We start from the raw sequence: 24,702 nt of genomic DNA, 5'->3' as shown, positions 1-24,702 counted from the left end.
GGTTCCGCGCACACCAGCAATCACCTCTCGGAAGGACCCGGAGAGACATGCCTCCCAAGAAGAAGAAGGTCACGGGGCTTATCAAGCTCCAGATCAACGCCGGTGCGGCCAACCCGGCGCCGCCGGTCGGCCCCGCGCTGGGTCAGCACGGCGTCAACATCATGGAGTTCTGCAAGGCCTACAACGCTGCGACCGAGTCGCAGCGCGGCATGATCGTGCCGGTGGAGATCACGGTCTACGAGGACCGTTCCTTCACCTTCATCACGAAGACGCCGCCGGCCGCGCGCCTCATCCTGAAGGCCGCGGGCATCGACAAGGGCTCCAGCGAGCCGCACAAGACCAAGGTCGCGAAGCTCACCAGCGCCCAGGTCCGCGAGATCGCCACCACCAAGATGCCCGACCTGAACGCCAACGACCTGGACGCGGCGGAGAAGATCATCGCCGGCACCGCCCGGTCGATGGGCATCACCGTCGAGGGCTGAAAACCTTCTCGTCCTCTGTGGTAGGGCCTGCGCAGGCCCGTTGAACACCACAACTCCAATCACCATTCAGGAGCAGCAGTGAAGCGCAGCAAGGCTCTGAAGGCCGCGGACGCTCAGGTCGACCGCGAGCGCCTTTACGCCCCGCTCGAGGCCGTCCGCCTCGCCAAGGCGACCAGCACCACCAAGTTCGACGGCACCGTTGAGGTCGCCATGCGTCTGGGCGTCGACCCGCGCAAGGCCGACCAGATGGTCCGCAGCACCGTGATCCTCCCGCACGGCACCGGTAAGACCGCCCGGGTCCTGGTCTTCGCGACCGGCGACCGTGCCGAGGCCGCGCGTGCTGCGGGCGCCGACATCGTCGGCTCCGACGAGCTCATCGACGAGGTCGCCAAGGGCCGCCTCGACTTCGACGCCGTCGTCGCCACCCCGGACCTCATGGGCAAGGTCGGCCGCCTCGGCCGCGTGCTCGGTCCCCGTGGTCTGATGCCGAACCCGAAGACCGGCACCGTGACCCCGGACGTCGCCAAGGCTGTCAACGACATCAAGGGCGGCAAGATCGAGTTCCGCGTCGACAAGCACTCGAACCTGCACTTCATCATCGGTAAGGTCTCCTTCACCGACGAGCAGCTGGTCGAGAACTACGCCGCCGCGCTGGACGAGGTGCTCCGCGCCAAGCCGTCCGCCGCCAAGGGCCGCTACATCAAGAAGACCGCCGTGTCGACCACCATGGGCCCCGGCATCCAGGTGGACCCGAACCGCACCCGCAACCTCCTCGTCGAGGAGGACCCGGCCGCGGTCTGAGCCCCAGTGCTCTGAAGCAGTCCGTACGACGGGCCCGTACCCCTCCGGGGGTGCGGGCCCGTCGTCGTTTCCGGGTGGGCCCGGTCGTTTCCGGATTGGAACAGGAGGTGGATGGGAACGGGCGTCCGTCTCGTCGTACGCTCTGCCGGTCAGTTCATATGTAGAACGTGTGACCGCCGGAGTGTGCCGTGCCGCCCGCCCTTCGCCCCGCCGCCCTGGCGGCGGCCCTGCTGTTGCTCGGCGCCACCACCGGCTGCAGCCTGCTGGCCGCGCCGGGGGACCGCACCCCCGGCGGGGCTCCCGCGCCGCTGCCGCCCAAGCAGGTGGTGCTCACCGCCGCCCAGGCGCTGGACGACGGCGGCGGCGCCCGGATCGACGTGGTCGAGGAGGGCCCGGCCGGCCGCCGGACCGCGACCGGCACGCTGACCTGGGGCGCCCGGGACGAGGGCGCGCTGACCGTGGTCGACGAACGCGGCACCGGTCAGCTCACCGTCCGGGACGGCGGGCTCGACCTCGTCTACCAGGGCGCCCCGCCCCGGCACGCCGAGCGGGGCACCGCCGAGACCCTCGACTCGCGGGCCGGCGCCGAACCGGGCGGCTACGCGGGGGGGTGGATGACCGGGCTGGTCACCAACCCGGGCAGCCGGGCGTACGCGATCGCCCAGAACGGGAAGCTCGGCTCGCTCGGCGGCGAGCAGCTGGCCGGGATGACCGTCGCGCACTACCAGGGCTCCGCGCCGGTCGGCGAATACTTCGCCGCGGACGGGGAGTTGAGCCCCGAGCGGCTCACCGTGGTGGTCGACTGGTACCGGCAGCACGGGGTGGCCGAGATCGGCTACGACGTCTGGGTCGGGCCCGGCGAGCGTCTGTTGAGGCTGCGTGAGACCGCGAAGGGGAGCGGTGGAACCACGGTGACCACGACGGATGTCTCAGCCTCCGGAGCGGAGGAGACGACACCGGCCACCGACGGCTGACGAGAGGGGATAACCAGTGCGTGAGGGGTCTGGCGATCCGTTAGAGTCCGCGAGGGAAGAAGCTGAAAATAGGCTCTTCCATGGATCATTCGGATCTTACGGGGGGAATCCCATGCGTGCTGTGCGCCTCGCCTCGACCGTCGTCACGGCGGCCGTCCTGCTCGGTGCCGTCACGGCCTGTGGCAGCAAGGGCAACGACGCCAAGTCGGCCGACATCAAGGACGTCGCCGCCCAGGGCGGCGGTGACCCGGTCGCGGCCGCGCTCGCCGGGGACCCGAAGGCCGCGCTGGCCGCCTCCGCGCTGGTGATGCAGAAGGCCGGCAACGGCAAGGTCACCATGTCCTCCCCGGACGGCTCCGCGCACAACGCCGGCAGCGGCGACGCCGACTGGAAGAACCCGAGCAAGATGGCCGTGGACCTCACCGGTGACATGGAGGCCGGCAAGAAGGTCAAGATCCGGCTGATCGGCGCCGACGTCTACGTCGGCCCCGGCGACGGCGCGGCCGCGGCCGCGGCGCTCGGCGGCAAGCACTGGGTCAAGCTGCCGGCCTCGAACGAGATGGGCAGCAGCTTCCTGGTGGTGGGCCAGATGGTCAACCCGGTCGCCCAGCTCACCCTGGCCGCACAGGGCGGCAAGCTGAGCAAGGTCGGCCAGGAGGCCGTCGACGGCGTCCAGACCACCCACCTGCGCGCGGTCGAGGAGACCGCCACCCTGGTGGCGGGGATGTCCTCGCTCACGCCCGAGCAGCGCGCCAGCGTCCAGAAGGTCCTGGAGGAGGACGGCAAGACCCTCACCGTGGACTTCTGGCTGAACGCCAAGCAGGAGCTCGTCCAGTACAGCGAGTACGGCGACAAGAACGGTGAGAAGGACGCCGTGATCATCAAGTACTCGGGTCTCGGCAGCGCGGCGAAGATCGAGGCGCCGGCCGCCGGCGACCTCGGCAACGAGGCCGACGTCCTCAAGCTGTTCGGCTGATCCCACCGCCGCCACCCGACCGGAGCCCGTCGGGCTCCCACGCACCGCCAACCGGCTGACCCCCCGGGCGCACCCCGCGCCCGGGGATCCTCGAGGGGGGAACCATGGCTGGAACCCGTAAGACCGCCGTCGCCGTCGTGCTCGCTGCACTGGCGCTCACCGCGACCGCGTGCAACGACAACAACGACGACAGCAAGAAGGCCGCCCCGGCCGCGCCGACCACCGCCGCCGCGCAGCCGACCACCGCCGCCGCCCCGACCCCGACGGCGACCCCGACCCCGACCACGCCGAGTGCCCCGGCCAAGCTGACCCCGGCGCTCTTCCTGGAACAGGTCACCCAGAAGACCAGCGCGGCGAAGTCGGCCAAGGTCGACGAGACCATCGCCATCGGCGAGGTCACCATGAAGGGCAAGGGCGCGGTGTCCTGGGCCGACGGCCTCCAGGGCGAGATCACCATGGACCTGTCCGGCTCGCCGCTGGCCAAGCTCCTCTCGGTGGTGACCGGCGGCAACTCCGCGCCGTACCGCTACACCAAGGACTCGATGTACCTGCGGATGGGCGGGGACGCGGTCGACACCTTCGGCGGGCGGCACTGGCTGCACTACAGCAAGGCCGACATCGCCAAGGCCTCCGGCGGCGGGACCGACCAGCTCAAGAACGCGGACCCGGTCCAGGGCGTGCGGACGCTGATCGCCAGCGGCAAGGTGACCGAGGTCGGCCAGGAGACGGTGGGCGGCAAGACCGCCACCCACTACTCCGGCGAGCTCACCGCGAACGACATCGCCAAGGCCAGCGGCAAGGGCCTGAGCCAGGACGAGCTGGACAAGATCAAGGACAACCTGGACACCGCCGGCATCACCAGCGAGCAGCTCGACGTCTGGGTCGACGCCAACCAGCTGGTGGTCAAGCGGACCGAGCAGGCCGACACCAAGGCCGGCACGCTCAAGGCGACCGTCACCTACTCGGACTACGGCACCCCGGTCACCACGACCGCGCCGGACCCGTCCGACACGGTGGAACTCGCCGAGCTGGCGAAGCTCGACAAGGGGGGCGCCACCAGCTGACCCGGTCCCGGGTGGCAAGGTGGCCGGAAGCGAAGGCCGCCGGTGCGGCGACCGGGTGAGAGGGGAACGGACGATGGTGGGACGACAGCGGCTGGCGGTGCTGGCCGTCGTCGTCCTGCTGGTGAGCGGGCTGACCGGGTGCGGCGGGGGCGACGACGCGTCGTCCACGCCCTCCGGCAGCCCGAGCCCGACCGATGCCACCCCGACCGGCCCGGCCAAGCCGACCGACCGGTCGCCGCACGGTGTCCTGCTCTCCGCCCAGCTGGCCATGCAGACCGCCCGCCGGGCCAAGGTCAGCTACCGGCTGGGCCCGGACGCCGGGGCCGGGCCGCTGTTCTGGCAGCCCAAGACGGCGCTCCAGATCCGCCGCTCGACCCCGGCCGAGGCCGAACAGCTGATCGTCGTGGACACCGTCGCCTACCAGGGCGGCGACTCCGCCACCGCGGCCCGGCAGGGCGGCCGGCACTGGGAGCGCTTCGCCGTCCCGCCGGACCCGGACGGCCGCAAGGAGGTCCCGTACGCGGGGCTGATCGACCTGCTGAACCCGGTCGAGGCGCTGGCCGCCGCCACCGCCGACGGGGTCGACGCCCGGTTCGTCGGCGAGGAGAAGTACGAGGACTCGACGGTCGAGCACTACCGGGTCACCACCACCGCCGAGCGCTACGCGGCCGCCCAGACCCAGCTGACCCGGCCCCGCCGCGACGGCCTGCGGGCCGCGCTCGCGCCCGGCGGCTCGACCTCGCTCACCGTGGACCTCTGGCTCAACGACAAGGACCAGTTGGTCCGGCTCCAGCGCACCGGCAAGGGCGACAGCGGCCAGGCGGACGACTCGGTGGTCTACACCGACCTCGGCGGACCGCTGCTCTCGGTGCAGGCCCCGCCGGAGGCGGACACCGTGGACACCGGGCCCCGGACGGTCCCCCCACTGGCCCGCTGAGCCGGCCGGACCCGGTCGGTCGGGGGCGATTTGCCCCGGACGGAGGAGTCCGGTTACTGTTGCCGAAGCCAAAGACCGCTGGTTGTCGCCGTGCGCCCTAGGGAGCCGGTGGCCGAAGGATCTGCGCTTCACGCGCAGGCAGCCCGCGCAGGTGTGTCTGGAGCTTCGATTTCCGGGTCCGCGTTCGCGCGGCCGCCCGTTGAGGTCGTTTCGAGCCCCGTGCGCCTGCGCACCGGGGCTCATCTGCTTTCCGCAGGAGCTTTCCTTCCGTCCGGCCGGTTCGAGGTGTGAATGGTCGACTTTCGCGGTCGGCCGGACTTCGACATCACGGAAGGAGGCGTAAGCCTATGGCAAGGCCCGACAAGGCTGCTGCCGTCGCCGAGATCACGGACAAGTTCCGTGGCTCCTCCGCGGCGCTGCTGACCGAGTACCGCGGTCTCTCGGTGAAGCAGGTCAAGACCCTGCGTCGCTCGCTCGGCGAGAACGCCGAGTACGCCGTGGTGAAGAACACGCTGACCAAGATCGCGGCCAATGAGGCCGGGATCTCCGAGCTCGACGACCTGTTCAACGGTCCGACGGCTGTCGCCTTCGTCACCGGTGACCCGGTGGAGTCGGCGAAGGCTCTGCGTGACTTCGCCAAGGAGAACCCCGCTCTCATCATCAAGGGCGGTGTCCTTGACGGCAAGGCGCTGTCCGCCGATGAGATCAAGAAGCTCGCGGACCTCGAGTCCCGCGAGGTGCTGCTCGCCAAGCTGGCGGGTGCCCTGAAGGCCAAGCAGTCCCAGGCTGCCGCGCTCTTCCAGGCCCTGCCGTCGAAGCTCGTCCGCACTGTGGACGCGCTGCGCGACAAGGTCGAGCAGGGCGGTGCCGGTACGCCGGCTCCCGCCGCCGAGGACGAGGCCGCGGAGTAATTCCGCAGGCTCACCGCCTCGCTGCGGGCCCGTGCCCGCCCAACCCGTACATACGGCACCACCTGCCGATTTAGTGGAAGGACGCCAATCATGGCGAAGCTGTCCCAGGACGAGCTGCTCGCGCAGTTCGAGGAGCTCACCCTCATCGAGCTGGCCGCCTTCGTGAAGGCCTTCGAGGAGAAGTTCGACGTCACCGCCGCCGCCCCGGTCGCCGTTGCCGCCGCCGGTGGCGCTGCCGCCGCCGTTGAGGCCGTCGAGGAGCAGGACGAGTTCGACGTCATCCTCGACGCCGCCGGTGACAAGAAGATCCAGGTCATCAAGGAGGTGCGCACCCTGACCTCCCTCGGCCTGAAGGAGGCCAAGGACCTCGTTGACACCGCTGGTGCCAAGGTCCTGGAGAAGGTTGCCAAGGACGTTGCCGAGAAGGCCAAGGCCGCCCTCGAGGGTGCCGGCGCCAAGGTCACCGTCAAGTGACTTTCCCCCGGCCTTGACGGCCGGGAGGTGCCCCCACGCTCCCTCTGAGGGAGCGGGAGCTCCATGGCCGGGCCGATCACCCTTGCGGGTGGTCGGCCCGGCCTTTTGGCGTTCCCGGGGCCAGGCCGGCGCGGGCTCCGGAACCACCGGTGTGGCCGACGGCGCACTCGGCACTGTCGGTGCCGAGGGGTATGGTGATCACCGTCGGCGGCGGTAGCGCCCACCACGGCTTCTGTAACGCCGGGGGGTGCCCGGCCGATGAACGGGTCGAGGTCCGCGCCCGAGGCGGGCCCTTGACGAACCTGGCGCGGCGCGCGATTCTCAAGGCGCGAGTCCGCCCGGTTGGTTCGCCGCTGGATGCATAACCGGCGGCTCAGGCGGGAAATGACTCCACGTGAGTCATCGGGCCCGGGCAGTGCCCGGGCCGGTGCAGGACGCTGGTGCAAGACCAGTGCAGTACCGGTGGGCGTTCGCGTCCGCCGGCTACCGGGAGGAGTCTCCGATTCGGTTTCCGAATCAGAGCTGGACAGCAGTGTGCCCTTTGGCTACACTGTCCCTTTGCGCTGCCTGTTAGCTTCTCCGTGACTCGTCGCCCGGAGTTTGCGTTGCCCTGAAGGGGTCTGGCACCGCCTCCGCAAAGCGGCTCTGACCTGGGGTTTCGATCCCGGCAGAGGCCAGTTGCGAGGGAGGCGGCACCAAGCCCAAGCAGGCCCGGCTGGTACGCGCGTAGTGAGCTCCGAGCCCTCGGAAGGACCCCCCTCTTGGCCGCGCCGCGCAACGCCTCGAACAATTCCGCCGCATCCACCGCCCCGCTCCGCGTCTCGTTCGCGAAGATCAAGGAGCCCCTTGAGGTCCCGAACCTCCTGGCCCTGCAGACCGAGAGCTTTGACTGGCTGCTCGGCAACGCGGCCTGGAAGTCCCGGGTCGAGGCGGCGCTGGAGAACGGTCAGGACGTCCCCACCAAGTCCGGTCTGGAGGAGATCTTCGAGGAGATCTCGCCGATCGAGGACTTCAGTGGGTCGATGTCGCTGACCTTCCGCGACCACCGTTTCGAGCCGCCGAAGAACTCCATTGACGAGTGCAAGGACCGCGACTTCACGTACGCGGCTCCGCTCTTCGTCACGGCCGAGTTCACCAACAACGAGACCGGTGAGATCAAGTCTCAGACGGTCTTCATGGGCGACTTCCCGCTCATGACCCACAAGGGCACGTTCGTGATCAACGGCACCGAGCGTGTCGTCGTGTCGCAGCTGGTCCGCTCCCCGGGTGTGTACTTCGACTCCACCCTGGACAAGGTGTCCGACAAGGACATCTACTCCTGCAAGGTCATCCCCTCGCGTGGTGCCTGGCTGGAGATGGAGATCGACAAGCGCGACATGGTCGGCGTCCGCATCGACCGCAAGCGCAAGCAGTCCGTCACCGTGCTGCTCAAGGCTCTCGGCTGGACCAACGAGATGATTCTCGAGGAGTTCGGCGAGTACGAGTCGATGCGCAACACCCTGGAGAAGGACCACACCCAGGGCCAGGACGACGCGCTGCTGGACATCTACCGCAAGCTGCGTCCGGGCGAGCCGCCGACGCGCGAGGCCGCGCAGACGCTGCTGGAGAACCTGTACTTCAACCCGAAGCGCTACGACCTCGCGAAGGTCGGCCGCTACAAGGTCAACCGCAAGCTGGGCAACGCCGAGTCGCTGGACTCCGGCGTGCTCACCGAGCCCGACATCATCGGTGCGATCAAGTACCTGGTGAAGCTGCACGCGGGCGAGACCGAGTGGCGTGACGGCGAGGGCCGCGACATCGTGGTCGAGGTCGACGACATCGACCACTTCGGCAACCGTCGCCTGCGCAACGTCGGCGAGCTGATCCAGAACCAGGTCCGTACGGGTCTCGCCCGTATGGAGCGCGTCGTGCGCGAGCGCATGACCACCCAGGACGTCGAGGCGATCACGCCGCAGACCCTGATCAACATCCGGCCGGTCGTCGCCTCCATCAAGGAGTTCTTCGGCACCAGCCAGCTGTCGCAGTTCATGGACCAGACGAACCCGCTGTCGGGCCTGACCCACAAGCGTCGTCTGTCCGCCCTCGGCCCCGGTGGTCTCTCCCGTGAGCGCGCCGGCTTCGAGGTCCGTGACGTGCACCCCTCGCACTATGGGCGCATGTGTCCGATCGAGACCCCGGAAGGCCCGAACATCGGTCTGATCGGGTCGCTGGCCTCGTACGGCCGGGTCAACGCCTTCGGCTTCATCGAGACCCCGTACCGCAAGGTCGACGAGAGCGGCCTCGTGACGGAGCAGGTCGACTACCTGACCGCCGACGAGGAGGACCGCTTCGTCATCGCCCAGGCGAACGCTCCGCTGACCGCGGACAACCACTTCGCCGAGCCGCGTGTCCTGGTCCGCCGCCGTGGCGGCGAGATCGACTACGTGCCGGGCTCCGAGGTCGACTACATGGACGTCTCGCCGCGCCAGATGGTGTCGGTCGCGACCGCCATGATCCCCTTCCTCGAGCACGACGACGCCAACCGCGCGCTCATGGGCTCGAACATGATGCGCCAGGCGGTGCCGCTGCTGAAGAGCGAGGCCCCGCTGGTCGGTACCGGCATGGAGTACCGCTGCGCCGTCGACGCCGCCGACGTCATCACCGCCGAGAAGGCCGGTGTCGTCCAGGAGGTCTCGGCCGACTACGTCACCGTGGCCAACGACGACGGCACGTACACCACGTACCGCGCCGCCAAGTTCACCCGCTCCAACCAGGGCACCTCCTTCAACCAGAAGGTGCTCGTGGACGAGGGCGCCCGGGTCGAGGCCGGCCAGGTGCTGGCCGACGGCCCGTGCACCGACGAGGGCGAGATGGCCCTCGGCAAGAACCTGCTCGTGGCGTTCATGTCGTGGGAGGGTCACAACTACGAGGACGCGATCATCCTGTCGCAGCGCCTCGTGCAGGACGACGTCCTCTCCTCGATCCACATCGAGGAGCACGAGGTCGACGCCCGTGACACCAAGCTCGGCCCCGAGGAGATCACCCGGGACATCCCGAACGTCTCCGAGGAGGTCCTCGCCGACCTCGACGAGCGCGGCATCATCCGGATCGGCGCCGACGTCGTCACCGGTGACATCCTCGTCGGCAAGGTCACCCCGAAGGGTGAGACCGAGCTGACCCCCGAGGAGCGCCTGCTCCGCGCGATCTTCGGTGAGAAGGCCCGTGAGGTCCGCGACACCTCGCTGAAGGTCCCGCACGGTGAGTCCGGCAAGGTCATCGGCGTCCGCGTCTTCGACCGCGAAGAGGGCGACGAGCTCCCGCCGGGCGTGAACCAGCTGGTCCGCGTCTACGTGGCCCAGAAGCGCAAGATCACCAACGGTGACAAGCTCGCCGGCCGTCACGGCAACAAGGGCGTCATCTCGAAGATCCTGCCGGTCGAGGACATGCCGTTCCTGGAGGACGGCACCCCGGTCGACATCATCCTCAACCCGCTGGGTGTCCCGTCCCGAATGAACCCGGGACAGGTCCTGGAGATCCACCTCGGGTGGCTCGCCAAGCAGGGCTGGGACGTCTCCGGTCTCGCCGACGAGTGGGCCCGCCGCCTCCAGGCGATCGGCGCCGACACGGTCGAGGGTGGCACCAACCTCGCCACCCCGGTCTTCGACGGCGCCCGCGAGGACGAGATCACCGGCCTGCTGGACAACACCACCCTCACCCGTGACGGTGAGCGCCTGGTGAACTCCACCGGCAAGGCCCGGCTGTTCGACGGCCGCTCCGGCGAGCCGTTCCCGATGCCGATCTCGGTCGGCTACATGTACATCCTCAAGCTGCACCACCTGGTCGACGACAAGCTGCACGCCCGCTCGACCGGCCCGTACTCGATGATCACCCAGCAGCCGCTCGGTGGTAAGGCGCAGTTCGGTGGTCAGCGCTTCGGTGAGATGGAGGTGTGGGCCCTTGAGGCGTACGGCGCGGCCTACGCGCTGCAGGAGCTGCTCACCATCAAGTCCGACGACGTGCTCGGCCGCGTGAAGGTCTACGAGGCCATCGTCAAGGGCGAGAACATCCCCGAGCCCGGCATTCCCGAGTCCTTCAAGGTCCTCATCAAGGAAATGCAGTCGCTCTGCCTCAACGTGGAGGTGCTGTCCTCGGACGGCCAGTCCATCGAGATGCGGGACTCCGACGAGGACGTGTTCCGCGCCGCCGAGGAGCTCGGCATCGACCTGTCCCGGCGCGAGCCGAGCAGCGTCGAAGAGGTCTGACGGAGGTTGGGCCGGCCGCACGACCGCGGCCGGCCCGCCCCCAGGCCCCCCTCAGACCACATGAACGACTCTCGACTTACGAAAGAGGGCTTGACGACCAGTGCTTGACGTCAACTTCTTCGACGAGCTCCGCATCGGCCTGGCCACCGCCGACGACATCCGCCAGTGGTCGCACGGCGAGGTCAAGAAGCCGGAGACCATCAACTACCGCACCCTGAAGCCGGAAAAGGACGGGCTCTTCTGCGAGAAGATCTTCGGCCCCACCCGGGACTGGGAGTGCTACTGCGGTAAGTACAAGCGCGTCCGCTTCAAGGGCATCATCTGCGAGCGCTGCGGCGTCGAGGTGACCCGCGCCAAGGTGCGCCGCGAGCGGATGGGCCACATCGAGCTGGCCGCCCCGGTCACCCACATCTGGTACTTCAAGGGTGTGCCGTCGCGTCTGGGCTACCTGCTCGACCTGGCGCCGAAGGACCTCGAGAAGGTCATCTACTTCGCCGCCTACATGATCACCTGGGTCGACGACGAGCGCCGCCAGCGCGACCTGCCGTCCCTGGAGGCGCACGTCTCGGTCGAGCGCCAGCAGATCGAGAACCGTCGCGACGCCGACCTCGAAGCCCGTGCCAAGAAGGCCGAGACCGACCTGGCCGAGCTGGAGGCCGAGGGCGCCAAGGCCGACGTGCGCCGCAAGGTGCGCGAGGGTGCCGAGCGCGAGATGAAGCAGCTGCGCGACCGCGCGCAGCGCGAGCTCGACCGCCTCGACGAGGTGTGGGCCCGCTTCAAGAACCTCAAGGTCCAGGACCTCGAGGGCGACGAGCTGCTCTACCGCGAGCTGCGCGACCGCTTCGGCACCTACTTCTCCGGCTCGATGGGCGCGGCGGCCCTCAAGGACCGCCTGGAGACCTTCGACCTGGCGGAGGAGTCCGAGCGCCTGCGCGAGATCATCCGCACCGGCAAGGGCCAGAAGAAGACCCGTGCGCTCAAGCGCCTCAAGGTCGTCTCCGCGTTCCTGCAGACCACCAACAAGCCCAACGGCATGGTGCTGGACTGCGTCCCGGTCATCCCGCCGGACCTGCGTCCGATGGTGCAGCTGGACGGTGGCCGCTTCGCGACCTCCGACCTGAACGACCTGTACCGCCGCGTCATCAACCGCAACAACCGCCTGAAGCGGCTTCTCGACCTCGGCGCCCCCGAGATCATCGTGAACAACGAGAAGCGCATGCTCCAGGAGGCCGTCGACGCGCTGTTCGACAACGGCCGCCGCGGTCGTCCGGTCACCGGTCCGGGCAACCGGCCCCTGAAGTCCCTCAGCGACATGCTGAAGGGCAAGCAGGGTCGTTTCCGCCAGAACCTGCTCGGCAAGCGAGTCGACTACTCGGCCCGTTCGGTCATCGTCGTCGGCCCGCAGCTCAAGCTGCACCAGTGCGGTCTGCCCAAGGCCATGGCGCTGGAGCTCTTCAAGCCGTTCGTGATGAAGCGCCTGGTCGACCTGAACCACGCGCAGAACATCAAGTCGGCCAAGCGCATGGTCGAGCGTGCCCGTCCGGTCGTGTGGGACGTGCTCGAAGAGGTCATCGCCGAGCACCCGGTCCTGCTGAACCGTGCGCCCACCCTGCACCGCCTCGGCATCCAGGCCTTCGAGCCGCAGCTGGTCGAGGGCAAGGCCATCCAGATCCACCCGCTCGTCTGCACCGCGTTCAACGCGGACTTCGACGGTGACCAGATGGCCGTCCACCTGCCGCTCTCCGCGGAGGCGCAGGCCGAGGCCCGCATCCTGATGCTGTCCTCGAACAACATCCTGAAGCCGGCCGACGGTCGCCCCGTCACCATGCCGACCCAGGACATGGTGCTCGGTCTGTTCTTCCTGACCTCGGACCGCGACAACGTGAAGGGCGCCGGCCGCACCTTCTCGTCGACCGCCGAGGCGATCATGGCCTTCGACGCCCGCGACCTGGACGTCCAGGCCCCGATCGAGCTGCGCCTGCCGGCCGGCACCGTCCCGCCGCGCGGCTGGACCGCTCCGGTGGACGAGGACGGCCAGTCGACCTGGTTCGAGGGCGAGTCCTTCCGCCTGACCACCACCCTGGGCCGCGCGCTCTTCAACGAGCTGCTGCCCGAGGACTACCCGTTCGTCGACTACGAGGTGGGCAAGAAGCAGCTCTCCGCGATCGTCAACGACCTGGCGGAGCGCTACCCCAAGGTCGTCGTCGCGGCGACCCTGGACAACCTGAAGGCGGCCGGCTTCCACTGGTCGACCCGTTCGGGTGTCACCGTCTCGATCTCGGACGTCATCGTCCCGCCGAGCAAGCCCCAGATCCTGGAGGGCTACGAGGCGAAGGCGGAGAAGGTCCAGAAGCAGTACGAGCGCGGTCTGATCACCAACGACGAGCGCAAGCAGGAGCTCGTCGGCATCTGGACCCAGGCGACCAACGAGGTCGCGGACGCCATGGCCGCGAACTTCCCGAAGACGAACCCCATCTTCATGATGGTCGACTCGGGTGCTCGTGGAAACATGATGCAGATGCGTCAGATCGCCGGTATGCGTGGTCTGGTGTCGAACGCCAAGAACGAGACCATCCCGCGACCCATCAAGGCGTCGTTCCGTGAGGGTCTCACCGTGCTGGAGTACTTCATCTCCACCCACGGTGCCCGTAAGGGTCTGGCCGACACCGCCCTCCGTACCGCCGACTCCGGTTACCTCACCCGTCGTCTGGTCGACGTCTCCCAGGACGTCATCATTCGCGAGGAGGACTGCGGCACCGAGCGCGGCCTGAAGCTGGCGATCGGCTCCGTGGGCGCCGACGGCGTGCTGCGCAAGGCCGACGACGTCGAGACCAGCGTGTACGCCCGCATGCTCGCCGAGGACATCACGGTGGACGGCAAGCTCCTTGCCACCGCCAACACCGACCTCGGTGACGTGCTGATCGACGAGCTGATCCGCCACGGCATCAGCGAGGTCAAGACCCGCTCGATCCTGACCTGTGAGTCGGCCGTCGGCACCTGTGCCTTCTGCTACGGCCGTTCGCTGGCCACCGGCAAGCTGGTCGACATCGGTGAGGCGGTCGGCATCATCGCCGCCCAGTCCATCGGTGAGCCCGGTACCCAGCTGACCATGCGTACCTTCCACACCGGTGGTGTGGCCGGTGACGACATCACCCAGGGTCTGCCGCGTGTCGTCGAGCTCTTCGAGGCCCGTACCCCCAAGGGTGTGGCCCCGATCTCGGAGGCGCAGGGCCGGGTCCGCATCGAGGACACCGAGAAGACCCGCAAGCTGGTCATCACGCCGGACGACGGTACCGACGAGATCGCGTACCCCGTCTCCAAGCGTGTGAAGCTGCTGGTCAGCGAGGGCGAGGCGGTCGAGGTCGGCCAGAAGCTGACCATGGGTGCCACCAACCCGCACGACGTCCTGCGCATCATGGGCCAGCGTGCCGTCCAGGTCCACCTGGTCGCCGAGGTCCAGAAGGTCTACAACTCGCAGGGTGTGTCGATCCACGACAAGCACATCGAGATCATCATCCGGCAGATGCTCCGCCGCGTGACGATCATCGAGTCGGGCGACGCCGAGCTGCTCCCGGGCGAGCTCGTCGAGCGCGGCCGCTTCGAGACCGAGAACCGTCGTGTGGTCGCCGAGGGCGGTCACCCCGCCTCCGGCCGTCCGCAGCTGATGGGTATCACCAAGGCCTCGCTGGCCACCGAGTCCTGGCTGTCGGCCGCCTCCTTCCAGGAGACGACCCGGGTCCTCACCGACGCGGCGATCCACGCCAAGTCGGACCCGCTGCTGGGCCTCAAGGAGAACGTCATCCTCGGTAAGCTCATCCCGGCCGGTACGGGTCTGCCCCGCTACCGCAACATCCGGGTCGAGCCGACCGAGGAGGCCAAGGCCGCGATGTACTCGGCCGTCGGCTACGACGACTACGACCTGTCGCCCTTCGGCGCCGGCTCCGGCCAGGCGGTCCCGCTGGACGACTACGACTACGGCCCGTACACCGGCTGAGTCTCGAGTCACTGATCGCAGGGCGGTCACCCCACACGGGGTGGCCGCCCTGCGGCGTTTCCGGTCGGTCCCCGGGGGGCGGCTTCCACCGGGGTGGTTCGGCCGGCCGGAATTTCGGTGGCCGTCCGTCGGGCCGGGACCGTACCGTCCGGGGTATGAACGCGAAGCGACCGCTGATCGCCGTGCTCACCGGCGCGGGCATCTCGACCGACTCGGGTATCCCCGACTACCGCGGCCCGAAGGGGCTCTGGCAGCAGGACCCGTCCGCCCAACGGCTGGTCACCCTCGGCCCGTACCTGAGCGATCCCGACGTGCGTCGCCGGTCCTGGCTGATGCGCCGGGACGCCGGGGCGCTGGCCGCCGAGCCGAACGCCGGGCACCGGGCGCTGGTGGAGCTGGAACGCTCCGGGCTGCCGGTGCGGGTGCTCACCCAGAACGTGGACGGGCTGCACCAGCGCGCCGGTCTGCCCGCCCGCAAGGTGCTCGAACTGCACGGCACCGCACGGGAGGTGCAGTGCGCGAGCTGCCGGGTGACCGGCGACATGGCGGCGGCACTGGCGCGGGTCGAGGCGGGGGAGCCGGACCCGCCGTGCCGGGAGTGCGGCGGGATCCTGCGGCCGCGCACGGTGATGTTCGGCGAGGCGCTGGACCCGGTGGTGCTCCAGCAGGCCGATGCGATCGCCAAGGCCTGCGACCTGTTCATCGCGGTGGGCACCAGCCTCCAGGTCTACCCGGTGGCCGCGCTGCCGCAGATCGCGCTGGAGTCGGGCGCCCGGCTGGTGGTGATGAACGGGGAGCCGACGCCGTTCGACGAGGCCGCGGACGAGGTGATCCGGGAGCCGATCTCCACCGCCCTTCCGGCGCTGGTGCGGAAGTTGCTGACCGAACACTCTTAAAACGGGCGAACCGCGTGCGTACGATGATCCTTCCGGCTCCCCCCGACGGCCTGGAGTGATCGAGCGATGACCGAGCGACCGACGACGTTCGACCCCTGGTCGGCGGCCTTCGTGGCCCACCCGTACGCCGCGTACGCCGAACTGCGCGAGCACGCGCCCGTCAGCTACTTCGAGCCGACCGGGCAGTGGCTCGTCTCCCGGTACGAGGACGTCAGCGCCCTCCTGCGGGACCGGCGGCTCGGCCGCACCTACACCCACCGCTTCAGCCACCAGGAGTTCGGCCGCCCCGAGCCCGACCCGGCGCACGAGCCCTTCCACACCCTCAACGACCACGGGCTGCTCGACCTGGAGGCACCCGACCACACCCGGATCCGCCGGCTGGTCTCCAAGGCCTTCACCCCGCGGATGGTGGAGGGCCTGCGGCCGACCGTCCGGCGGCTCGCCGGGGAACTGGTCGACGGCCTGCTCGCGGCCGGCGGCGGCGACCTGATCGCCGCCGTCGCCGAGCCGCTGCCGGTGGCGGTGATCGCCGAGATGCTCGGCGTGCCGGAGGGCGACCGGCACCTGCTGCGGCCCTGGTCCGCCGACATCACCGGGATGTTCGAGCTCAACCCGACCGAGGAGACCGCCCGCCGGGCCGTCACCGCCAGCATCGAGTTCTCCGACTACCTGCGCACGCTCATCCGGGAGCGTCGGGCCCGTCCCGGTGAGGACCTGATCAGCGCGCTCATCCAGGCCCAGGAGGGCTCCGACGCGCTCAGCGAGCAGGAGATGATCTCCACCTGCGTGCTGCTGCTCAACGCCGGGCACGAGGCGACCGTCAACACCACCGGCAACGGCTGGTGGGCGCTGTTCCGCAACCCCGGCGAACTCGCCCGGCTGCGCGGCGACGTGGACGGCCTGCTGCCCACCGCCGTCGAGGAACTGATGCGCTGGGACACCCCGCTGCAGATGTTCGAACGCTGGGTGTTGGAGGACATCGAGGTCCGCGGCGTCACCGTCCCGCGCGGCTCCGAGATCGCCCTGCTCTTCGGCTCCGCCAACCGCGACCCCGAGCGCTTCGCCGACCCGGACCGGCTCGACCTCGGCCGCGCCGACAACCCGCACATCACCTTCGGCGCCGGAATCCATTTCTGTCTCGGCGCCCCGCTTGCCAGACTGGAGCTCACCGAGTCGTACGGCGCGCTGCTGCGCCGGGCGCCGCGGCTGCGGCTGGTCCGCGAGCCCGAGTGGAATCCGGGCTACGTGATCCGCGGGCTGAAGGAACTGCTGGTCGAGGTGTAGCGAAGAGGGGGGAACGGCCGTGGGCAAGGCGACCGGGGCACTGCTGGGGCTGGCGATCGGGGACGCGATCGGCCGGGTGACCGAGTTCAAGGCGGTCGAGACGATCGCCGCCGACCACCCGGACTGGCGTCAACTGCCGCTGCCGGAGAGGGCGCTGGTCACCGACGACACCCAGATGACGCTCGCCCTCGGCCGCGGCCTGCGCACCGCCCTGGAGCGCGGGCCGCTGACCCCGTCCCGGCTGGCGCGGCCGGTCCGCGAGGAGTTCGTCGACTGGTGGCGCTCCCCGGAGAACAACCGCGCCCCCGGCATGACCTGCCTGCGCGCCTGCGAACGGCTGAGCCACCCCGAGTACCGCTGGCAGCAGGCGAGCGACGTCGGCTCCAAGGGCTGCGGCGCCAACATGCGGGTCGCCCCGATCGGGCTGCTCCCCGGCCTCGACGCCCGCACCCTGTCCGGTGCCGCGCAGCTCCAGTCCGGGCTCACCCACGGCCACCCCACGGCGCTCGCCGCCAGCGACCTCACCGCGTACGCCGTCCGCAGGCTCGCCGAGGGCGTCCGGCCGGCCGACCTGCCGGCCGCGCTGCGGGCGTACGCGCTGGCGAGCCGCGAGCGGTACGACGAGTTCTGGCTCGGCGACCTCGCCGACCGCTGGTACGGCCGCTCGCCGCAGGACGTGATCGCGCGCGGCTGGGACGACTGCCTGAGCGTCCTCGACCAGCTGGACGCCGCGCTCGCCGCGCCCGACGTCGAGGCCGACCCGTGCCTGGCCACCGGCGAGGGCTGGGTCGCCGAGGAGGCCTTCGGCACCGGCCTGCTCTGCTTCCTGCTGCTGCCCGACGACCCGGTGGCCGCCGTCCGCCGGGCCGCCTACTCCAGCGGGGACTCCGACTCGCTCGCCTGCCTGACCGGCGCCTTCGCCGGCGCCCACCACGGCGAGGCGGTCTGGCCGGGGGAGTGGGTCGAGCGGATCGAGTACCGGGACGAACTGCTGGCGCTCGGGGCGCTCTGGGACTGAGGCGGAACCCGGAGGCGGGGTGCCGCGTCGAAGGGCCATGACGAACAGCCGCACCGGAACCCGTCGACGTCCGTCCCGCCGCCCGGCGGCGCTGCTCCTCGCCGCCGTGCTCGCCGCGCCGCTGATCGCCGGCTGCGGCAGCACCGGGGCCGCGACCGGCACGGAGGTGAGGGCCTCCGCGCCGGCCAGCCGGCCCGCCGTCGATCCGGCCCAGGTGGCCGCCACCGCGAAGGCCACCGACGCCTTCGGGCTGGATCTCCTGCACACCCTCACCGCGAAGCCGGACGACGCCGGGCGCAACCTCGTGATCTCCCCGAACGGCCTGGCCACCGTGCTCGCCATGCTGCTCCCCGGCGCCCGCGGGGCGAGCGCCGACGAACTGGCGAAGGCCCTGCACACCGACCTCGACCCGAAGCAGTACGCCCTCGCCACCGGCGCGCTGAACCGCCCGGTGCCGGCCACCGACGGGGTCACCCTGCGTCAGAGCGACGAGGTCTGGACGCAGCAGGGTTTCCCGGTGCAGCCCGACTACCTGGCCACGCTCGCCGCCGCCTTCGACGCCGGCGTGCACACCACCGACTTCGTCAAGGACCCGGAAGGCTCCCGAAAGGCCGTCAACGCGGCGGTGGAGAAGGCAACCGAAGGGCGGATCAAGGACCTCTTCGCGCCGGGCGCGATCAACGGGAACACCCGGCTGGCCCTCACCGACGCGCTCTACCTCAAGGCGAAGTGGGCCTCCGAGTTCAAGCCCGGCCACACCGCCGACCGCCCGTTCCACAAGCTGGACGGCTCCACCCCGTCCGTCCCGCTGATGGGCCAGACCGGCGAGTTCAAGTACGCCGACGGCTCCGGCGGGATCGTCGGCGAGCCCTGGCAGGCCGTCGAACTCCCTTACGCGGGCGGAAACTTGGTGATGGACCTGATCGTCCCCGCGCAGGGCGGCTTCGCGGCTTTCACCAAGGGGCTGGACCAGCCCCAGCTCGACCGGATCCTCGCCGCCCTCGCCGAGCAGTCCGTCGACCTGCAACTGCCGCGTTTCCACTTCGACACGTCCAACGAGCTCAGCTCCGCGCTGCGCTCGCTCGGCGTCCACTCGGTCTTCGACAACGCGGACCTCAGCGGCATCGCCAAGGACCCGCTCGTCGTCAGCACGGTGGTGCAGAAGGCCACCGTCCAGGTCGACGAGGAGGGCACGGTCGCGGCGGCCGGCAGCGGTGTGGGGATCGCCGCGGCGGCGGCGCCCGCCCCGAGCAGGACCGTCCAGCTGCACATCGACCGGCCGTTCCTGTTCCTGATCCGGGACACCTCGGGCGGGCGGCCGCTGTTCCTCGGCCAGGTCACCGACCCGCAGGCGAAGTAGCCGCTACCAGGCCGGGTAGCGGCCGCCGAGTGCCGGGTGGGCCGGATCGCGGCTGCCGAACAGCACCAGCAGGTCGTCCGCGACCCGCAGCAGCTCGGTCCGGCCCTCGACCGCCCCGGCCCAGTCGGCGGGCAGCGCCGAGGCGCCGTACGCGGCGCCGACCAGGTTGCCGCAGACCGCCCCGGTGGAGTCGCTGTCCCCGGAGTGGTTCACCGACAGCAGCAGGGCGGTGCGCACCGGGTCGGGGTCGAGGGTGGCCGCCAGCAGCGCGTGCACGGCGATGGCCAGGCACTCCTCGGCGATCCAGCCGAGGCCGACCCGCTCCACGGTCTCCGCCGAGGGCTCGGCCTCCTGAGCGAGCCGCACCGCCCGGGCCAGCGCCTGGACGGTCTCCTTGGAGGAGGGCAGCTCGCGGATCTGCTCGACGGTCTCGCCGACCGCCGCCCACGGCTCCGTCCCGCCCGCGAGCCGCTCAACCAGCGCCGCGAAGGCGCCCGCCGCGAGGTAGCCGGTCGGGTGGCCGTGGGTGAGCTGGGCGCACTGCACGGCCAGCCCGAAGGACTGCTCGACGCCCAGCCGGGCCAGCCCGAACGGCGCCGAGCGCATCACCGTGCCGCAGCCCTTCGAACCCGGGTTGATCGGCCCGGGCCGCCCGATCGCGGACGGCGCCTCGAACACCGGGTGCTCGGCCACCCCGCTCAGACAGGCGTTGCCCGGCGCCCGCCGCGCGTACAGGAACGGCCGGCTCTGCAGCCAGCCGTCGTACGGGCGCGGCTGCGGCTCGTGGTCCGGGGCGCCCTGGTACTGGGTCCGCAGCCAGCGCCGGTACGCGCCGTGGACGGCCTCCGGCACCGAGCCACCGCCGCCCGACCAGCCGCGGACGAAGCCGCGGATCAGGCCCTCGGCGGTGAACAGGGTCATCTGGGTGTCGTCGGTGACCTCGACCGGGCCCCCGGCGGCCGGCAGCCCGGTCACGCCCGCCGGCCCGTACCGCTCCTGGATCTGGTGCAGTTGCTGGAACTCCACCGGCCAGCCCAGCGCGTCGCCGATCGCCCCGCCGAGCAGCGCCCCGCGCACCCGGTCCCGGTATCCCGACTCGGCCGCCGACTCCGTCACGTCGATCCCCCATCCGTTCGTGGCGGAGTACGTTCTATCAGGTCGGTTGCCGGGTCGGCTGACACACCGTGGGGTAGGTCACCCGGGCGGCTACCGGCGGAGCTCGCCCGCGCGCCCGTGCAGGGCGGCGCGGTCGGCGGCGGCGCGACCGGCCGCCCAGCCCTCGCCGTCGCTCACCCGGACCCGCTGCGAGACCAGCTTCGGGAACAGCCGGCCCACCTCCTCGTCGACCGCCTCGGAACGGGCGGCGAGCGCCGGCAGCAGCCGCTCGTCCGGCAGCAACTGCTCCTCGGTGCCGTCCTCGCGCAGGTGCCGGCCGGCCGCCGCGGCGCTGGTGGTCCGCTCGGTGGCGGCGGTCAGCCGCTCACGGATCCGCGCCGCGTAGGCGACCAGGAAGGACTGCCGGAACGCCTTGCTGCGGGAGTCCCGCCCCGAGCCGGCCTTGTTGAGCGCGTGCGTCGCCTGGACCAGCAGCGAGGTGTAGAGCAGCTCGACGCCGTCGAGGTCGCCGTCGAAGCCGACGAGGGTGCAGAAGCCGAACTCCTTCGCCCACACCACCCGGCAGCGGTTGGCCGCCGCGACCGCGTCCAGCAGCATCGTCTTCGGGCCCTCGTACGGGTTGTCGACACCGATCCGCAGCGCCGCCGGGGTGTCCCGGTCGGTGCCGGTGGCGGCCAGCAGAGCCTCGTCGATGCTGTGCTGGGCCATCAGCTGCTGGGCCTTGGCGGTCAGCGCCTCGGCCTCCTCCGGGAACTCGGTGGACTCGGCCTTCGCCAGCAGCGCCCGGATCCGGGCCAGCATCCGGGGCTCGCCCGGCACCGGACCGCCGGCCCGCTCGGGCCGGACCCGCTGCCCGGGGGCCGGGCCGACCGGGGCGATCGGGGGCAGCCGGCCCCAGGTCCGCAGCAGCTCCAGGACGGCGGTGGCGAGCGCGAAGCGGTCCAGCCGGTGCCGGTGGGCGAAGGCGCCGAGGTACTGCTCGTCGGCCGGCCACCACACCTCGGTCTCCAGCTCGCGCAGCTGCTCCTGCCAGCGCCGGTCCAGCGCGGCCGCCGGATGGCGGCGGCCCTCGGCGGCGATCAGGTCCACCGCGAGCGCCAGGTGGACGGGCTTCAGACCGCGCCGGACCACCCGGACCAGGTCGGCCGGCCGCCACCCGGCGGACCAGCACCGCCCGACGGCGGTGTCCGCGTACCCCAGCACCGCCCGGCTGACCGCCGGCCACTGCCCGGCCGAGGCGGCCAGCAGCGAGGCCCCGGTGTCCAGGGCGAGGTCCAGCCCCTCGTCCGGCGCCGTCAGCACCGACCGCACCGCCTGCTCCAGCAGCGGCCCGGCGCCCCCGCCCCCGCCCTGCTGCGCGCGCTTGCCCACGGTCTGTCCCTGCTCTCCTCGACGGCCCGGTCCTCCCGCCCATGATGCCGGAGCGCCCGCCGCGACCGCCGGGGCCGGCCCGCCCGCGACCGTTCGGACCGGCGCTGGGGCTACCGCTCGATGGCCGTGGCCAGGATCTCCGGGGTGCGTTCCAGCAGTCGCTCGGCGGCCAGCCGGATGCCCAGGACGGCGGCCAGGGCGCCGTACGCCGGGCCGAGCAGCAGGACCGGCCAGCTCGGGGCTCCGGTGAGCACCGCCCAGCCGAGGTAGCCGGTCACCGGGAGCGAGAGCAGCGCCACTCCGAACATCGAGCCGAAGCTGTTCAGCAGCACCAGCCCGCCCTGCCCGGGGGCGGCGTTGCGCATCGGGCTGCTGTCGGCCGGCATGGTGTACGGCGCGAGCACGCTGAGCACCGAGCCGAGCGCGATCCCGCAGCCCAGCAGCCCCAGCGCGAGGCCGAGCGCGGACGGCAGACCGGCCCAGTCGCCGGTGACGGCGGCCAGCACGAGCCCGAGCACCAGCGTCACCGGGAGGGCGTACGACAGCACCGCGTACGCGCGGCCGCGCAGCTCGTCCCGTGCGTCGGCGGGGGTGAGCAGGGTGGCGGCGACCATCCAGAACGCCGAGCCGTCCATGCCGAACAGGTTGAGCATCTGCAGCCCGAGGAACATCCCGGTCATCGCCAGCAGGTAGACGCTCGACCAGCCCTGGACCATCGACAGCACGCAGAGCACCAGCGTCATGCCGATGCTGGTGAACACCGCGGCCTTGGCCCGCGGCTCGCGCCAGGCGTACCGGAGGTGGCGCTGCATCACCGCGCCGGTCCGGCCCGCGGGCAGCAGGCTCCAGCCGCGTGCGCTCTGCACCCCGCGCGCCACCTCCAGGGTGGAGGCGTCGGCGGTCACCATCAGCTCCTGGAGGCTGCTGCGCCACCAGCGCAGCAGCAGGGCGAGCAGCACGCCGGCCGAGGCCAGCTGGAGCAGCGCGAGCCCGTACCGGCCCTCGCCCGCCGTCCGGGCCGCGTCGGCCGCACCGATCGGCGGCACCCAGCGCAGCACCGAGGCGATCGGCGCCAGCGGGCTGAGGTCGAGCTGCTCACCCGGTCGGCCGAAGATGCTCTGCGAACCGACGTTGGCGGCCTGGACGAGCAGCGCGAAGAGCAGCCCGCCGAAGATCGCGAAGTCCTTGCCGCGCCGGCTGGAGAGCATCCGGGCGTTGCCCGCCGCCACCGCCCGGGAGAGCGTGACCAGGCAGAGCACCGCGAGCGGGACGCCGATCAGCGCGGCCCCGGCCGAGGCGACGCCGTCGGCGCCGGACAGCGCCGCACCGGTGACCAGCACCAGGCTGATCAGCGGGCCGGGCCCGATCAGGGCGGCCAGCAGTGAGCCGCGCAGCATCGGCCCCGGCCGCAGCGGCAGCATGGTGAGCCGGGTCGGGTCGGCGCTCTCGTCGCTGGAGAACAGGAACAGCGGCAGCGCGGCCCAGCCGAGGGCCAGCACGCCGACCAGCATCACCCCGGCGTCCCCGGAGCCGGCGAAGCGCCCGTTCATCATGGCCATCGCGAAGGCGATGCCGCCCGCGAAGGCGAGGCCGAGGACGGCGCCGAGGACGTACACGGCGGTGCGGCCGGAGCTGCGTCGCAGTCCGTTGCGCAGCAGCCGCAGCTTGAGCGCCACCAGGGCGCGGACCACCGTCCGCCCGTCGGGCACGGCGGTGTCGGTGACGGTGTTCACAGCCCGCCCCCGAGCTGCCCGCCGCCGAGCCAGCCGAGCGCCTGGCCGTCGTCCTCGCGGACGCCGATCAGGTCGAGGAAGGCCTCGTGCAGGCTGCGCCCGCCCCGGACGGCCTCCAGCGGTCCGTGGGCGATCACCCGGCCCGCGTTGACCACGGCGACCCAGTCGCAGAGCTGTTCCACCAGCTCCATGACGTGGCTGGAGAAGACGACCGTGGAGCCGGCCGCCGCGTACCGCTTGAGCACGCCGCGGATGGTCTGGGCGGACACCGGGTCGACGCCCTCGAAGGGCTCGTCCAGGAACAGCACGTCGGGGTTGTGCAGCAGCGCGGCGGCCAGGCCTATCTTCTTGCGCATGCCGGTGGAGTAGTCGGCGACCAGCTTGTCGGCGTCGCGGGCGAGGTCGAGGACGGCCAGCAGCTCCTCGGCGCGGCGGTCCACCTCGGCGCCGGGCAGCCCGCGCAGCCGCCCGTTGTACTGGAGCAGTTCGCGGCCGCTGAGCCGCTCGAACATCCGCAGGCCCTCGGGCAGGATGCCGATCCGGGCCTTGACCGCGACCGGGTCGGCCCAGACGTCGCGGCCGTGCACCAGCACGGTGCCCTGGTCGGGCCGGAGCAGGCCGGTGACCATGGACAGGGTGGTGGTCTTGCCGGCGCCGTTCGGGCCGACCAGGCCGATGAACGAGCCGGCCGGCAGCTCCAGGCTGAGACCGGCGACGGCGGCCTGCTCGCCGAAGTGCTTCCACAGCCCCTGGATGCTGACGGCGGAGGTGGTGCGGGGCCCGGGGTCGGTGGACGGCGGCGGTGACGCCTGCATGGTGGCCTTCTCTGTTCGGCGTGGATGTTTTTTGACGCGGACGTTCTCTTCTGGGACACAGCCTGGCACCGGCCGAACGGACTGTCTTCCCAGTTGAGGATCCCCTGAGCGTGTGCGCCGAACGGGTGAGGCGCGCCGCTCGCGGGAACCCGCGGCGGCGGTTCCCGGTGGGCTGGCAACTACTCAGGGGCCCCGATCGTCCTGCACTATGAGGGACAGTGAGCGCGCGGGTCGCGTCGGGGCGCCGGGAGGTGG

18 protein-coding genes are annotated in these 24,702 nt (G+C 71.1%); 14 read left to right on the top strand and 4 right to left on the bottom strand.

Translation table 11 applies throughout. The annotated features are described in order from the left end of the window. The first annotated feature begins 47 nt into the window (after window positions 1-47). From rplK to ABTY15_RS00565, 14 genes are all read left to right on the top strand, one after another. Window positions 48-482, top strand: coding sequence for a 50S ribosomal protein L11 (rplK, locus tag ABTY15_RS00630; RefSeq protein ID WP_207809812.1), 435 nt, complete (start codon window positions 48-50; stop codon window positions 480-482). Between the two features lie 78 nt (window positions 483-560). Further along, window positions 561-1,283, top strand: a complete 723-nt coding sequence (gene rplA, locus ABTY15_RS00625) for a 50S ribosomal protein L1 (RefSeq protein ID WP_030232341.1) — start codon at window positions 561-563, stop codon at window positions 1,281-1,283. Window positions 1,284-1,471: 188 nt separating this feature from the next. Beyond that, on the top strand, window positions 1,472-2,257 hold the full coding sequence (locus ABTY15_RS00620; protein ID WP_350574059.1) for a hypothetical protein: 786 nt from the start codon (window positions 1,472-1,474) through the stop codon (window positions 2,255-2,257). Window positions 2,258-2,369: 112 nt separating this feature from the next. Beyond that, the gene (locus ABTY15_RS00615; protein WP_350574057.1) at window positions 2,370-3,233 is read left to right on the top strand and encodes an SCO4651 family lipoprotein; all 864 of its coding nucleotides are present in this window, start codon (window positions 2,370-2,372) and stop codon (window positions 3,231-3,233) included. A 104-nt stretch (window positions 3,234-3,337) separates the two neighbouring features. Continuing rightward, on the top strand, window positions 3,338-4,297 hold the full coding sequence (locus ABTY15_RS00610; RefSeq protein ID WP_350574055.1) for an SCO4651 family lipoprotein: 960 nt from the start codon (window positions 3,338-3,340) through the stop codon (window positions 4,295-4,297). A gap of 73 nt (window positions 4,298-4,370) precedes the next feature. Then, on the top strand, window positions 4,371-5,234 hold the full coding sequence (locus tag ABTY15_RS00605; protein WP_350574053.1) for an SCO4651 family lipoprotein: 864 nt from the start codon (window positions 4,371-4,373) through the stop codon (window positions 5,232-5,234). 347 nt (window positions 5,235-5,581) lie between these two features. Beyond that, window positions 5,582-6,145 (top strand): 50S ribosomal protein L10, encoded by a 564-nt coding sequence (gene rplJ, locus ABTY15_RS00600; RefSeq protein ID WP_188308276.1) that lies wholly within the window; start codon window positions 5,582-5,584, stop codon window positions 6,143-6,145. A 90-nt stretch (window positions 6,146-6,235) separates the two neighbouring features. Beyond that, a complete protein-coding gene (rplL, locus tag ABTY15_RS00595; RefSeq protein ID WP_350574051.1) occupies window positions 6,236-6,619 on the top strand; it encodes a 50S ribosomal protein L7/L12 in 384 nt (127 codons plus the stop codon). Window positions 6,620-7,380: 761 nt separating this feature from the next. After that, window positions 7,381-10,860 carry a DNA-directed RNA polymerase subunit beta gene (gene rpoB, locus ABTY15_RS00590; protein ID WP_350574050.1) on the top strand — a complete coding sequence of 1,160 codons (3,480 nt, stop codon included), beginning with the start codon at window positions 7,381-7,383 and terminating at the stop codon, window positions 10,858-10,860. A gap of 100 nt (window positions 10,861-10,960) precedes the next feature. Next, window positions 10,961-14,854 (top strand): DNA-directed RNA polymerase subunit beta', encoded by a 3,894-nt coding sequence (locus ABTY15_RS00585; RefSeq protein WP_350574048.1) that lies wholly within the window; start codon window positions 10,961-10,963, stop codon window positions 14,852-14,854. A gap of 155 nt (window positions 14,855-15,009) precedes the next feature. Beyond that, the gene (locus tag ABTY15_RS00580) at window positions 15,010-15,750 is read left to right on the top strand and encodes an SIR2 family NAD-dependent protein deacylase (RefSeq protein WP_350574046.1); all 741 of its coding nucleotides are present in this window, start codon (window positions 15,010-15,012) and stop codon (window positions 15,748-15,750) included. 66 nt (window positions 15,751-15,816) lie between these two features. Beyond that, window positions 15,817-17,034: a cytochrome P450 gene (locus tag ABTY15_RS00575; RefSeq protein ID WP_350574044.1), complete on the top strand. Its 1,218-nt coding sequence runs from the start codon at window positions 15,817-15,819 to the stop codon at window positions 17,032-17,034. A gap of 19 nt (window positions 17,035-17,053) precedes the next feature. Next, a complete protein-coding gene (locus tag ABTY15_RS00570) occupies window positions 17,054-18,052 on the top strand; it encodes an ADP-ribosylglycohydrolase family protein (protein WP_350574042.1) in 999 nt (332 codons plus the stop codon). 37 nt (window positions 18,053-18,089) lie between these two features. Further along, window positions 18,090-19,412 carry a serpin family protein gene (locus tag ABTY15_RS00565; RefSeq protein ID WP_350574040.1) on the top strand — a complete coding sequence of 441 codons (1,323 nt, stop codon included), beginning with the start codon at window positions 18,090-18,092 and terminating at the stop codon, window positions 19,410-19,412. Window positions 19,413-19,415: 3 nt separating this feature from the next. Here the strand turns inward: ABTY15_RS00565 and ABTY15_RS00560 are convergent, their stop codons facing one another. The 4 genes from ABTY15_RS00560 to ABTY15_RS00545 form a co-directional block, all read right to left on the bottom strand. Beyond that, window positions 19,416-20,528, bottom strand: coding sequence for an ADP-ribosylglycohydrolase family protein (locus tag ABTY15_RS00560; protein ID WP_350574037.1), 1,113 nt, complete (start codon window positions 20,526-20,528; stop codon window positions 19,416-19,418). A 90-nt stretch (window positions 20,529-20,618) separates the two neighbouring features. Further along, a complete protein-coding gene (locus ABTY15_RS00555; protein WP_350574035.1) occupies window positions 20,619-21,899 on the bottom strand; it encodes a DUF2786 domain-containing protein in 1,281 nt (426 codons plus the stop codon). Between the two features lie 110 nt (window positions 21,900-22,009). Continuing rightward, on the bottom strand, window positions 22,010-23,632 hold the full coding sequence (locus ABTY15_RS00550) for a GumC domain-containing protein (RefSeq protein WP_350574033.1): 1,623 nt from the start codon (window positions 23,630-23,632) through the stop codon (window positions 22,010-22,012). Beyond that, window positions 23,629-24,447: an ABC transporter ATP-binding protein gene (locus ABTY15_RS00545; protein WP_350574032.1), complete on the bottom strand. Its 819-nt coding sequence runs from the start codon at window positions 24,445-24,447 to the stop codon at window positions 23,629-23,631. The genes ABTY15_RS00550 and ABTY15_RS00545 overlap by 4 nt, the downstream gene beginning before the upstream one ends. Between the last annotated feature and the right edge of the window lie 255 nt (window positions 24,448-24,702).

Source organism: Kitasatospora sp. NPDC097643 (assembly GCF_040302625.1).
Taxonomy (GTDB): domain Bacteria; phylum Actinomycetota; class Actinomycetes; order Streptomycetales; family Streptomycetaceae; genus Kitasatospora.
This window is presented reverse-complemented; position numbering and strand designations above follow the sequence as displayed.